This window comes from Alkalimonas amylolytica (assembly GCF_900107845.1).
GTDB lineage: Bacteria > Pseudomonadota > Gammaproteobacteria > Enterobacterales > Alteromonadaceae > Alkalimonas > Alkalimonas amylolytica.
In genome coordinates, this window is sequence record NZ_FNRM01000002.1 from 577,606 (window position 1) to 590,512 (window position 12,907).

15 protein-coding genes are annotated in these 12,907 nt (G+C 50.7%); 4 read left to right on the forward strand and 11 right to left on the reverse strand.

Going from position 1 to position 12,907, the window contains the following annotated elements:
- Window positions 1–53 precede the first annotated feature (53 nt).
- Both BLW37_RS06075 and BLW37_RS06080 read right to left on the reverse strand, forming a co-directional pair.
- Window positions 54–725, reverse strand: coding sequence for an RluA family pseudouridine synthase (locus tag BLW37_RS06075; protein ID WP_091340974.1), 672 nt, complete (start codon window positions 723–725; stop codon window positions 54–56).
- Between the two features lie 75 nt (window positions 726–800).
- Window positions 801–1,964, reverse strand: coding sequence for a DcaP family trimeric outer membrane transporter (locus BLW37_RS06080; RefSeq protein WP_091340976.1), 1,164 nt, complete (start codon window positions 1,962–1,964; stop codon window positions 801–803).
- Window positions 1,965–2,221: 257 nt separating this feature from the next.
- Between BLW37_RS06080 and acs the strand changes: the two genes are divergently transcribed.
- From acs to BLW37_RS06095, 3 genes are all read left to right on the forward strand, one after another.
- Window positions 2,222–4,177 (forward strand): acetate--CoA ligase, encoded by a 1,956-nt coding sequence (gene acs, locus BLW37_RS06085; protein WP_091340978.1) that lies wholly within the window; start codon window positions 2,222–2,224, stop codon window positions 4,175–4,177.
- Between the two features lie 100 nt (window positions 4,178–4,277).
- Entirely contained in the window at window positions 4,278–4,958 is a 681-nt protein-coding gene (locus tag BLW37_RS06090; RefSeq protein ID WP_091340980.1) for a LuxR C-terminal-related transcriptional regulator, read from the forward strand.
- Complete coding sequence (locus BLW37_RS06095) at window positions 4,945–5,196, forward strand: DUF1289 domain-containing protein (protein WP_091340982.1); 252 nt, start codon at window positions 4,945–4,947, stop codon at window positions 5,194–5,196. The genes BLW37_RS06090 and BLW37_RS06095 overlap by 14 nt, the downstream gene beginning before the upstream one ends.
- A gap of 65 nt (window positions 5,197–5,261) precedes the next feature.
- Here the strand turns inward: BLW37_RS06095 and fabF are convergent, their stop codons facing one another.
- From fabF to yceD, 8 genes are all read right to left on the reverse strand, one after another.
- Window positions 5,262–6,500: a beta-ketoacyl-ACP synthase II gene (gene fabF / locus BLW37_RS06100; RefSeq protein ID WP_091341108.1), complete on the reverse strand. Its 1,239-nt coding sequence runs from the start codon at window positions 6,498–6,500 to the stop codon at window positions 5,262–5,264.
- A 167-nt stretch (window positions 6,501–6,667) separates the two neighbouring features.
- Window positions 6,668–6,904 (reverse strand): acyl carrier protein, encoded by a 237-nt coding sequence (acpP, locus tag BLW37_RS06105; RefSeq protein ID WP_091340984.1) that lies wholly within the window; start codon window positions 6,902–6,904, stop codon window positions 6,668–6,670.
- Between the two features lie 127 nt (window positions 6,905–7,031).
- Window positions 7,032–7,778: a 3-oxoacyl-ACP reductase FabG gene (gene fabG / locus BLW37_RS06110; RefSeq protein WP_091340986.1), complete on the reverse strand. Its 747-nt coding sequence runs from the start codon at window positions 7,776–7,778 to the stop codon at window positions 7,032–7,034.
- Between the two features lie 18 nt (window positions 7,779–7,796).
- Window positions 7,797–8,732, reverse strand: a complete 936-nt coding sequence (gene fabD, locus BLW37_RS06115) for an ACP S-malonyltransferase (protein ID WP_091340988.1) — start codon at window positions 8,730–8,732, stop codon at window positions 7,797–7,799.
- A 41-nt stretch (window positions 8,733–8,773) separates the two neighbouring features.
- Window positions 8,774–9,733, reverse strand: a complete 960-nt coding sequence (locus tag BLW37_RS06120; RefSeq protein WP_091340990.1) for a beta-ketoacyl-ACP synthase III — start codon at window positions 9,731–9,733, stop codon at window positions 8,774–8,776.
- A gap of 6 nt (window positions 9,734–9,739) precedes the next feature.
- Complete coding sequence (gene plsX / locus BLW37_RS06125) at window positions 9,740–10,780, reverse strand: phosphate acyltransferase PlsX (RefSeq protein WP_171907561.1); 1,041 nt, start codon at window positions 10,778–10,780, stop codon at window positions 9,740–9,742.
- 6 nt (window positions 10,781–10,786) lie between these two features.
- Window positions 10,787–10,951 (reverse strand): 50S ribosomal protein L32, encoded by a 165-nt coding sequence (gene rpmF / locus BLW37_RS06130; RefSeq protein ID WP_091340992.1) that lies wholly within the window; start codon window positions 10,949–10,951, stop codon window positions 10,787–10,789.
- 17 nt (window positions 10,952–10,968) lie between these two features.
- Window positions 10,969–11,493, reverse strand: coding sequence for a 23S rRNA accumulation protein YceD (gene yceD / locus BLW37_RS06135; RefSeq protein ID WP_091340994.1), 525 nt, complete (start codon window positions 11,491–11,493; stop codon window positions 10,969–10,971).
- Window positions 11,494–11,625: 132 nt separating this feature from the next.
- Here yceD and BLW37_RS06140 point away from each other — a divergent pair, with 132 nt between their 5' ends.
- A complete protein-coding gene (locus tag BLW37_RS06140; RefSeq protein ID WP_091340997.1) occupies window positions 11,626–12,222 on the forward strand; it encodes a Maf family protein in 597 nt (198 codons plus the stop codon).
- 6 nt (window positions 12,223–12,228) lie between these two features.
- Here BLW37_RS06140 and BLW37_RS06145 read toward each other — a convergent pair whose 3' ends face one another.
- Window positions 12,229–12,906, reverse strand: coding sequence for an HAD-IA family hydrolase (locus tag BLW37_RS06145; protein WP_245785629.1), 678 nt, complete (start codon window positions 12,904–12,906; stop codon window positions 12,229–12,231).
- Window position 12,907: the final 1 nt, after the last annotated feature.

Consider the following 12,907-nt stretch of genomic DNA (forward strand, 5'->3'; position numbering starts at 1 on the left):
CATTCTGTGCGACCAGCTCACTTCATGGCCAGTGGCTTTTCGAACAGCAGCGATTAAAAATCTGCTGCCGCTTCAAAGGTTAAAGGGTGTTGGCTTAGCGGATGCAGGAAGGTCAGGGTCGCGGCGTGCAGCAACAAACGATCACTTTGTGCCTGTACCGCCTTCGGGGCATAAAATGGATCGCCTAAGATCGGATGCCCAAATGCTGCAGTATGCAGCCGCAATTGATGGGAGCGCCCTGTTACGGGCTTCAGTCGGATACGGCTGGTATCTGCCTTCGCATCATACGCCAGCAACTCAAAATCAGTGATCGATGCCTTGCCTTGCGAGCAAATTTTATAACGCGGCCGATTGTCGGCATCCGGAGCTATAGCCAAATCAATCCGGCCATGAGACTGCGGCCACTGGCCTGCAACTACCGCCAGATAACTCTTGGTCACAGTCCGAGCCTGAAACTGCTTACTGATGGCCGATAAAGCTGCTGAGGTCAGTGGCAATACCAAAAGACCACTGGTGTCGTAATCCAGCCGATGTACCACCGAAGCCGATGGAAACTGTTGCTGCACCCGCTTGATTAAACAATCCTGATTGTCCGGATGCCGGCCTGGAACCGTTAGCAAATGGCAGGGTTTGTTCACCACTAACAGATGGTCATCCTGAAACAACACCTGGTAGGTTTGATGGGTGGCAGGCAAGACAGTAAGTTCGGTGACAGCAGGCGTCATAAGGCATCATCAAAATAATAGCGGCATCAGCCGCTATTATTGCAAAAATCAAGCACGTTGAGAAATCATCGTGTTTTAAAAGTCGTATTTGGCCATAAACTGCAGCCGATTTAAATCACCATCGGTACCAGATTCCAGTTTGCGGGTGGCATGACGAAACTCCAAACCAAACTGCAGGTGGCGTGAAGCCTGATAAATCATATTAGCCGCCAAGCTCTCGGTACTTTTGGTTGCCGCGATACCGGTCAATGCTGTGTCGTTATCAACCCGCAAGGTGGCGTAGATCAGGTTGGTACGCCAGTGTGCGTCCCAGACATGACGGTAGGCAGCCGTAAAGCCAGTCGACTTGATCGCCTGCAGCTCGCCATTGGCATCCAGCACAGCCCCATTCGAGGTGTTTAACCCAATATAGCGCCCTAAACCTTTACCGGTGTTGAAAGTGAAACGAATGTCATTGCTTTCAGACACCATCACTTTACCGGTCACCGATACCGCATAGCCCATCACGCTGTCATCGATTTGCAGTGCCCGGTCTTCATAAGCCAATTGACGGACTAACCCTGACACCGACAGACTGCCCCAATCCGCTTTATGGTTATAGCGCGCCACCAGATCCGGCATGGTGTTGTCATCGCTGACTACCCGACCACCGGTTGGTCCAGGTGTGATGGTGCTTTCCGGGTTCTCAATGGCAAACTGGAAGTTGCCATGGGTGTAGCGAATCTGTGGTTGGCGTACGAAAATCTGGCCATCGGTATTACCAACAAAGTCCACACTCTCTGGTAAAGAGGTCAAGTCCATAAAGGTGGACCAGGTCTGGCCAAACAACCATTTGTCATAGGTGAAAAAAGCATGACGAATGCCCGGGGAGTAGCCATTGGAAATGCGTTGATCCCCACCCGGGGTGGACATCATGTCAAACTCAAAGCGACCTGCCAGGGTTTTGCCATTTTCCAGTTGGGTACTGGTGGTAAAAAAGAACCGTGACTGACGGGCATGCATATCAAACTTGGTACTTTCACCATCACCGCCCACCGGAGTTAAAGATGGAACATAGAAATCCCGGCCAATACCGGTAGCCAGATTGCCATCTGGTGTATCGTTCAGCATGACATCCAACTTAATAAAGCCGCCAAAACTGATGTCTGTGTTGCCAACGGTAAAGGATGCCTGGGCTTGACTCAGGCCGAGCGTCATACTTGCTGCCAGTAAGGTACAGGCAAATGGTAGTTGTTTCATGCAGTGCTCCCTGGTTTTCTTGTTGTGCGGTCTCTGGTTATTTTCTGAGCTGCTATCACCGACAAGGTTGGTTCAGGGGCTCATTTTGTGCAATTAGCCTTTAGTCGCATCAACTGCTACAGTCATTTCACCGGATTCAAGCAACTGTTTTAACCCAATGAAGCTTACAGGCTAGACAATGGTCTAATTTCTTTCCAGTCTGCAATTGGTTAGAACATAACTACTTTATTTAAATTGAAACCTATGGGGACACAGTGATGACACAGCCAGGCCTTTACCCGGTTCCAGCTGCCGCCGAAGCGCGCTGTTTGATTGATAACGAAGCCTACCAACGTATGTATCAGCAGTCGGTGCAGGATCCTCAGTCTTTTTGGGCAGAGCACGGCAAACGCATTGACTGGTTTACCCCTTACACCAAGGTGAAGAATACCAGTTATCAACCGGGCAATATCAATATCAAATGGTTTGAAGATGGCGTACTAAACGCCAGCTACAACTGTCTGGACCGCCATCTGCCGCATAAAGCCAATGACATCGCGTATTACTGGGAAGGCGATGAACCTGGTGTGCAGAAGAATGTGACCTATCAAGAACTGTATGAGCAAGTCTGTCAGCTCGCCAATGGCATGAAGTCGCTGGGCGTGGGCAAAGGCGATCGGGTCACCATTTATTTGCCGATGATCCCAGAAGCGGTTATTTCCATTTTGGCTTGCGCCCGGATTGGCGCTGTGCATTCCGTGGTATTTGCCGGTTTCTCACCGGACGCACTCGGTAGCCGGGTGCAGGACTGTGACTCCAAATTGATCATCACCGCTGATCAGGCACCGCGCGGCAGTCGCTTAACCGCATTGAAAGACAACACTGACTTGGCGCTTGGTCACTTAGGCAAAAACAGCCCGGTACAGCATGTGATAGTGGTGAAACATGTCGGTGAGAATGTCGACGAACACCCAGGCCGCGATGTCTGGTACCACGAGCTGCTGGCCAAGCAACCGAAAAGTTGCGAGCCGGAGCCAATGAATGCAGAAGATCCGCTCTTTATCCTGTATACCTCTGGTTCGACCGGTAAACCCAAAGGTGTGTTGCACACCACCGGTGGTTACATGGTCTGGGCCTCAATGACCCATCAGTATGTGTTCGATTACCATCCAGGCGACATCTACTGGTGTGCCGCAGATGTTGGCTGGGTGACCGGCCATACCTACATTGTTTATGGGCCTTTGGCCAATGGTGCCTGCAGCGTTCTGTTTGAAGGGGTACCGACCTACCCTTCCGTGAAACGGATGGCGCAAATCATCGATAAATATCAGGTCAATATTCTGTACACAGCACCAACAGCTATCCGGGCACTGATGGCACACGGAGATACCCCGGTTGAGGGCAGCAAGCTCAATTCACTGCGCACCTTGGGTAGTGTGGGTGAGCCTATCAACCCGGAAGCCTGGGGCTGGTATCATGAAAAGTTTGGTCATGGCAACTGCCCGATTGTGGATACCTGGTGGCAAACCGAGACAGGCGGCATTCTGATTACGCCACTGCCGGGTGCTACAGCCTTAAAGCCTGGCTCTGCCACCCGGCCATTCTTTGGCGTCAAACCGGCCATCGTCGATAACGATGGCAAATTGCAGGAGGGAAAAGCGGAAGGTAATCTGGTGATCCTGGATAGCTGGCCAGGGCAGATGCGGACTGTATTTGGCGATCACGAACGCTTTGAGCAAACCTACTTCAGTACCTACCAAGGTACCTACTTCACTGGCGATGGAGCCCGTCGCGATGAAGATGGTTACTATTGGCTGACCGGCCGGGTCGATGATGTGTTGAATATCTCCGGGCATCGTCTGGGTACTGCAGAAATCGAAAGTTGCCTGGTCGCGCATGATGCCATCGCTGAGGCGGCAGTGGTGGGCTATCCGCACGATATCAAAGGCCAGGGAATTTATGTCTACGTCACCCCAAGGGTGGGTGTAGACCCCTCAGAGGAACTGACCAAAGCCGTTCGCGCCTGGGTACGGCAAGAGATTTCTCCGATTGCCTCCCCTGATATTATTCAGTGGGCACCGCAAGGGCTACCAAAAACCCGTTCTGGAAAAATCATGCGTCGTATTCTGCGCAAGATTGCGGCCAATGAACACGACCAACTGGGTGATATTTCTACCCTGGCCGACCCATCAGTGGTTGATCAATTGATTGAAAACAGGTTAAATCGCTCATAGGGACAGTTCATTGTCTCACGCTGTATACATCAAGGCCGCATTTTGCGGCCTTTGGTTCTATACTAAGCCGAAGAAAATAAAATAATAAAGACGAGGAACCATGGCTAAATTGATCGTAGCAGACGACCACCCTCTGTTTCGCAATGCGCTGATCAATGCCATCAGCAATACCTTTAGCACCAAGGCCACCATCGAAACCGATTCGTTTGAATCAACTTGTCAGGCGCTGGAGCAACATCCAGACACCGATTTGCTGCTGCTTGACTTACACATGCCAGGCAACTGTGGTTTTTTGGGCTTAATTCAGCTACGGAAAAATTACCCCAGCTTGCCAATTGTGGTGATTTCAGCCAGTGAAGAGCTGGATGTGGTTAAGCGGGTGATCTCCTTCGGTGCTTCGGCCTATATCCCTAAGTCGGCCAACCCAGCGCAAATCAGTGACGCTTTAAAAGAGGTTTTGGCTGGCGAACTCTGGGTACCCGCCTCGATGCAAAAAGCGCTGCAAGAGCAAGCAAGTCAAGAAGAAGACCTGGATTTAGCAGCCAGGGTGGCACAACTTACCAATCAGCAGTACAAGGTACTGTATTACCTGACCGAAGGTTGGTTGAACAAACAGATTGCCTATGATCTACATATCTCTGAAGCGACGGTGAAAGCGCACATCACAGCTATTTTCCGCAAACTGGGTTGCACCAACCGAACCCAGGTGGTGATCCAGGCTCAGCGCTTAACGTTGGAACCACCGGTTAATAAAGCTTTATCTGGCCATGAGCAGGATTGACTCTCCCTGTATTGCCAGCTGTAAGCTAGATCAGGACAAAATCTGCATCGGCTGTTATCGACATATTAGTGAAATTGCCAACTGGAACCGAAAAACCGATACCGAGCTCGATGCTATTATGCAGCAGGTAGCAAGGCGCAAACGGCAGTATGCCGATATGAACCATCACAGCATTGAAACCAGTCCTATTACGCAGGCCGAGTGGCAGGCTGCCAAAATTAAAGCCCGATTAAGTTAACCGCACAAAGCATTCAGATACAACAAAGCCCGCATTCTGCGGGCTTTGTATCAGCAAGACTGGTTTTACACTTTCTTGAACAGGATGGAACCGTTGGTACCACCGAAGCCAAAAGAATTACACAGCGCATATTCCAGCTTGGCATCACGGGCAGTATGCGCCACATAATCCAAATCACAACCTTCATCCGGGTTATCCAGATTGATGGTTGGCGTTACCAATTGATCGCGCAGCGATAAAATAGTGATGATGGACTCAACCGCACCAGCAGCTCCCAGCAAGTGGCCGATCATCGACTTGGACGAGCTCACCATAATGCTGTCTTTATTGGTGGCAAACACCGACTTAATCGCGCAGGTTTCAGCCAAGTCGCCCGCATTGGTTGAAGTACCATGCGCATTAATGTAGCCAACCTGCTCAGGGTTCACCCCAGCATCATTTAGCGCATTCTGCATGGCCATAGCACCACCACGACCATTCTCCGGCGGTGATGTCATATGGAAGGCATCCCCGCTCATGCCAAAACCAGCCAGTTCGGCATAAATCTTGGCACCGCGAGCTTTGGCATGCTCATATTCTTCCAACACCACCACACCAGCACCATCACCCAGCACAAAACCATCACGGTCTTTATCCCAAGGCCGACTGGCCTGCTCAGGAGCATCATTGCGGGTCGAAAGTGCTCTGGCTGCACCAAAGCCACCCATACCCAGTGGTGTGGAGCCTTTCTCAGCACCACCGGCCAGCATCACATCGGCATCGCCATAGGCAATCATCCGAGCAGCCTGACCTATGTTGTGCACGCCAGTGGTACAAGCTGTAACGATGCTGATATTAGGCCCTTGCAAGCCCAGCATAATGGACAACTGCCCAGAGATCATGTTGATAATGGTAGACGGCACAAAAAATGGCGACAGACGACGTGGGCCGCTGTTTAATAACTTGGTGTGATTTTCTTCAATCAGACCAAGGCCACCAATGCCTGAGCCAATGGCAGCGCCAATACGGCCAGCATTCTGCTCGGTGACTTCGATACCCGCATCACGAAATGCCTGTATCCCTGCGGCAACACCGTACTGGATAAACAAATCCATCTTCTTGGCTTCTTTCGCCGGGAAGTAAGGATCGACATCAAAGTCTTTGACCATAGCAGCAAACTTAGTGCTGTAGGCTTCGGTATCAAAGTGCTGAATCAAGCCAGCACCACTTTTACCTTGTTGCAGGGCTTGCCAGCTGGTGGTTACATCATTCCCAACCGGGGTGAGCAAACCCAGCCCCGTCACTACGACTCGACGTTTAGACACTGCATCCTCCAATGGAGCTGATGAAAATAAATTCTACTGCAGCATCGAGATTCGATGCTGCAGTAGAATTTATTTTGGACCGGTACTTACCTTGATGCAAGAGTAGCCGGATTGGAGCACCCAACAAAAAACGGGTAGCCAGGCTACCCGTTTTGAGCCAGAACGGCTTATTCTGCGTTGGCTTTTACGTAGTCAATAGCAGATTGTACCGTGGTGATTTTTTCTGCTTCTTCATCAGGGATTTCAGTATCGAACTCCTCTTCCAAAGCCATCACCAGCTCTACGGTATCCAGAGAGTCTGCACCCAGGTCATCAACAAAGGAAGCTTCTGGCTTAACTTCTTCCTCTTTAACACCCAGCTGTTCAATAATAATTTTCTTAACGCGTTCTTCGATGTTGCTCATCTTTTCTTCCTTTTTTCATTTAAATCGCAACAGTTCGTGCAATTTTATGTGGCGCTAGTTTATGCGTAAGCCTGCGTTGTTGCAAGTCGTCGAACCGGCATTTTTCTGCTGGTCTGACATGCAGGGCTTACACCATGTACATACCGCCGTTGACATGAATCGTTTCGCCCGTAATGTAGGCTGCTGGTTCTGATGCCAAAAAAGCAACAGTTGCAGCAATTTCAGCCGGTTGCCCTAAACGATTAGCAGGCACCTGGCCAAAAATAGCTTCTTTTTGGTCATCCGATAACTCTTTAGTCATGTCCGTATCAATAAACCCCGGAGCCACAGCATTCACCGTCACACCGCGGGAGGCGACTTCGCGCGCCAGCGATTTGGTAAAGCCTAACACACCTGCCTTAGCAGCTGCATAGTTGGTTTGACCCGCATTACCCATGCTGCCCACCACAGAGCCTATGGTGATGATACGACCATAACGCTTTTTCATCATGCTGCGCAACACCGCCTTGCTCAGACGAAATACCGAGGTCAGATTGGTTTGCATGATATCAAACCATTCTTCGTCTTTCATGCGCATCAACAGATTATCACGGGTAATACCGGCATTATTGACCAGAATATCAATATCACCAAAATTATTTTTAATACTGGCAAGGCAAGCTTCGATTGAGTCGGTATCGGTGACGTTCAATACCAGGCCTGCGTTTGGCTGACCGAGATACCCGGCAATAGCCGCTGCCCCTTTTTCACTGGTCGCAGTGCCGACTACAGTAGCACCCTGCGCTTTTAACTGCTCAGCAATAGCACGGCCAATACCACGACTGGCACCAGTTACCAGTGCAACCTTGCCTTCTAAAGAAAATAAAGCTGTCATAAAAAAACCTTTGTTGTGTTATTCACCAGCCAGAGCCTGTGCAAGAGATGCACTGTCATTGACTGAGCTAGCAGAAAGGGATTTATCAATACGTTTGACAAGCCCCGCTAATACTTTACCAGGGCCCAGTTCGATCACATCCGTCACACCCTGCTGTGCCAGCCACTCAACGGTCTCTGTCCAACGCACCGGGCTATAAAGCTGACGTACCAATGCATCCTGAATCGAAGCGGCATCACTACAAACCGCGACATCCACGTTATTGACAACCGCCAACCCTGGGAGCTGAAATGTAATCGCTGCCATATCACGAGCCAAACTAGCCGCTGCGGGCTTCATCAATGCACAGTGCGAAGGCACGCTGACGGACAGTGGAAGTGCACGTTTCGCACCGGCTGTTTTGCATACTTCTGCCGCGCGCTCTACCGCAGCTTTGTGACCCGCAATCACCACCTGACCTGGCGAGTTGTAATTCACCGGTGCCACCACTTCATCATTGGCAACCTGAGCACAGCACTCAGCCACAGTCTGATCATCCAGACCGATAATGGCATACATGGCACCAGTGCCAGCGGGCACCGCTTGCTGCATGTAACGGCCACGATTGGCAACCAGCACAACCGCATCGGCAAGTGTTAATACACCAGCACAAACCAAAGCCGAATACTCACCCAAGGAGTGGCCGGCCAGATAGGCTGGAGCCAAACCACCTTGCTGCTGCCATAAGCGCCAACAGGCTACTGAACTGGTCAATAAGGCAGGTTGAGTTTTATCGGTTTCGTTCAGTTGAGCTTCCGGTCCTTCAGCGATAAGCTGCCATAAGTCGTAGCCCAAAGCAGCCGAAGCCTCGGAAAAAGTATCGCGTACCACGTCATGGGCAGCATAGAGTTCACTGAGCATACCAAGGCTTTGTGACCCCTGCCCCGGAAAAACAATAGCTATTTTCTTTGTCATCGTGTGAATCCTGTTTAAAAACCGGCGCTTGGTTGGAAAGTCTAGTACTTTACCAGTGCTGAAGCCCAGGCAAAACCACCGCCAAAGGCTTCTAATAACAAGGTTTGTCCGCGTTTAATCCGACCGTCTCGAATAGCTTCATCCAGCGCAGTTGGTACCGTTGCGGCAGAGGTATTCCCATAGCGGTCAAGATTGATCACCACCTGCTCCATCGGCAGGTTCAATTTACGGGCCACAGCAGCAATAATACGCAGATTGGCTTGGTGCGGGACTAGCCAGTCAATTTCGGATTTATCCATCTTGTTTGCTGCCAGGGTTTGCTCAACCACTTCCGAGAGCTTAGTGACGGCAACTTTAAATACATCGTTCCCTTTCATCGAGCCCCAGGAGTTGTGAACAGACTCAACATCGCCACGGATCGGATTATCCACATACAGCAATTCAGAATATTTACCATCGGCATGGATATGAGTAGATAAAATGCCTGGCTGCTCGGAAGCTTCTAAAATTACGGCACCTGCAGCATCGCCAAACAAGATCACCATGCTGCGATCTTCCGGACTCACCAACTGCGACAAGCAGTCAGAGCCAATCACCAGAATACGTTTCGCCATACCGCTTTTGATGTATTGATCGGCCACACTTAGCGCATAGCAAAAACCGGCACAGGCAGCAGCGACATCAAAAGCTGGGATGGCTGGAATCTCCAGCTCACGTTGTACCTCGCAGGCAGAGCTTGGCAAGGAGCGTGCACCACTGGTGGTAGCGACAATGATCATATCCAAAGTGTTTTTATCGATATCCGCGGCATCAATAGCCTGACGGGCCGCAGCAGCTCCCATCGTAGCAACACTTTCATCTTTACCTATGATACGACGCTCACGAATACCTGTGCGTTCGATGATCCACTCATCGGTGGTTTCGACCATGGTTTCCAGATCGGTGTTGGTTCTTACTTGAGACGGGAAATAACTTCCGGTTCCGATAATGCGAGAATACATGGCAACCTACGCTTTTCCAATTAATACCTGTTCCAGCCGATCTTTAATTTTGGCCGGGACCTGACGTTCAACCTCTCGGACAGCTTGACGGATAGCGCTAAGAAAGGCTTCTTTGGAAGCATTTCCATGGCTTTTCACGACAATTCCGCGCAATCCTATCAGACTTGCGCCATTATACTGGTCGGGGTTCACCCCTTTGACCATGCTTTTCAGCCAGGGTTGCGCGACTTTGCCGACAATTCGTCCAACCAGACTACTAAGCAGTGTGGCCCGAATTTGATTGATGATGAGTTTAGCCACGCCCTCACAGGTCTTCAGCGCTACATTGCCGACAAAACCATCGCAGATAATCACATCGGCCTTGCCAGAAAAAATATCGTTGCCTTCAATGAAACCGATGTAGTTCAGTTCATCGCACTCACTGAGTAGTACTGCTGCCTGTTTGATTTGATCGGTGCCTTTAATCTCTTCTTCGCCCATATTGAGTAATGCCAGTCGCGGGGCCTGCAAACCTTCGACTTCTTCCGCCATCACCGAGCCCATCACAGCAAACTGGAATAAAGTATCTGCATCGCAATTGACGGTAGCACCTAGATCAAGCATGTATACAGGCTGAGCTGCAGTCGAAGGCAAGGTACTAATAAGGGCCGGGCGTTCGACACCGGACAGCATTTTCAGAACAAAATGCGCCATGGCAATCAGCGCACCGGTATTGCCGGCACTGACGCAGGCGGAGGCCTGGCCCTGCTCCACCAGCTCCAAAGCAACCCGCATCGACGAATCGCGTTTATTGCGCAAGGCTGAGCTGGGCTTTTCGCACATGCTGACTTGTTGGGAACAAGGCTGAATTCGTAAACGTGGGTGATTGCCACAACCAGCCTGACTAAGCTCGCGTTGCAACACAGCAGCATCACCGCAAAGAGTAAGCAGCAGATTGGGGATTTCCTGCACGGCCTGAATGGCGGCAGGTAAAGTAATAAGGGGGCCGTGATCGCCCCCCATCATATCTAACGCGATATGTATTTGTGTTGGTTGCACCAGGTGCATCCGGACTTACTTGACTTTACGGCCTTTGAAGAAGCCGCTATCAGTCATGTGGTGACGACGATGCGTTTCACCGGTAGTTGCGTCGACAGACAGCGTAGGGCCTGTCAGAGCGTCGTGTGAGCGACGCATATCACGCCGTGAACGAGATTTTTTGTTTTGCTGAACAGCCATGGCTTTCTCCTAATAAATCACTTTTTCTTTAATTCTTGCAATACTGCAAAAGGGTTTGGTTTTTCCGGTTCATCAATCACCACACCAAAGCTGTTAAGCTGATCAGGTGCCGAACAAAAGCTTTCATCATGCACCGGATACATCGGCAGGGTCAGGATTAACTCATCCTCCACCATTTGCTGCAAATTCACTTCACCGTGTTCGTCCGGGACGACCACGTCATAGCGCTCAGGAATATGATCCAGCGCTGTATTATCGCTGCGAACCGGTGTAAACGCAAACTGACAATGCAATGAAAGGTTCATTGGTTGCTGACAACGCTCGCAGCTTACCTGCACATCGCAATGCGCCTCACCCGACAACACCACCAGTTTTTGTTCGTCGATATCGCAATCAATCCGAACAGTTACCTCACCGCTGGTATCCAGCAGCTGCTCTGACAACCGGCTTAAATTCTTAAGCGGCACCACGCCATCATAAGATGAACGTTTTTGGGCCGCCCGAACCGGGTCTAAGGTAACAGGAATTTTTACTTTTTGCATAAGGCGCGCATCATATAGATCCACCGCAAAGCTGTCAAAGGATTCTGCATGCTTTTAGGCTATTTTATCGCATTTGTCGGGCCAGATCCGTATAGTGGCCGCTGAAGATGTTGTTTCGTTCAGGATAGAAGTATGACTATAACCTCTCAAGCTGAGCTATGGCTGGCCTCTACCTCGCCCTACCGTCAGCAAATACTGCAAAAAACAGGGTTGCCATTTCAGGTAGCCGCCCCAGATATTGATGAAACCCCTTTGGCTGGCGAAGCGCCAGAGGCACTGGTGCAACGACTAGCTCTGGCCAAAGCCAGCAAAGTGGCAAGTACACTAAACCATGGACTGGTCATTGGCTCGGATCAGGTCGCGGTTTTTAATGAGGACATGCTTGGTAAACCCCATACGGCTGAACGAGCCATTGCCCAGTTGCAGGCATTTAGTGGCAATGTCGTCACCTTTTTAACCGGGCTTGCCCTGCTCGATGCTGCCACTGGCCAAAGCCTGCTCTGCTGCGAGCCATTTAAGGTGCATTTTCGCCAGTTAACCCCTGATGAAATTGCCGGCTATGTAACACTTGAACAGCCACTTGATTGCGCCGGAAGTTTTAAAAGCGAAGGCCTTGGGATCAGCTTGTTTGAAAAGCTTGAAGGGGCCGACCCGAATGCACTGGTAGGTTTGCCGCTGATCCGCTTGCTTCAGATGCTGCGTCAGCATGGGGTCAACCCCCTGCTTTAAACTCAATCAGGCCGGCAGCGGCCTGCCAGACAACAAGTTCTGCAACTGAGTTAAATCATCGACGATTGCCAACGGCTGAAACTGCTGCAGCACCCCGGCACCATGCACACCGTGGGTGACTCCAATCCGCGCTATACCAGCTTGCTGGGCCATCAGCATGTCGTGGCTGGTATCCCCGACCATCAGCGCCTGCTCTGGAGCCAGCCGGGTTTCAGCCAGAATTTGCAAAAGCATATCCGGATCGGGTTTGGATTTGGCATCATCAGCGCAGCGTGTGATAGCAAAATAATGCGCCAGGCCGGTTTCGGCAAAAATTCGGTCCAGTCCTTTGCGTGCCTTGCCGGTTGCGACCGCCAGGCGCTTTTGTTGCGCGCGTAAATGCAAAAACAGTGCTTCAGCACCGGCAAACATTGGCGTTGGCGTTGGATCGCGTTCCACATACTGTTCACGATAATGCTCAAACAGTCGCTGATGCTGTGCTGCGGTCATGGTTGGGAATAAGGTGGTAAACGCCAGATCCAAGCTCAGACCAATGATCTGTTTCACAGCATGAGCTGATGGCACGGGCAATTCTGCCAACTGCGCTGCGGTTTGCATGGCAGAGACAATGCGCCCCACCGAGTCCATCACAGTGCCATCCCAATCAAAAATCACCAATTCGATGCGTTCAATGTCAAGCGTCATA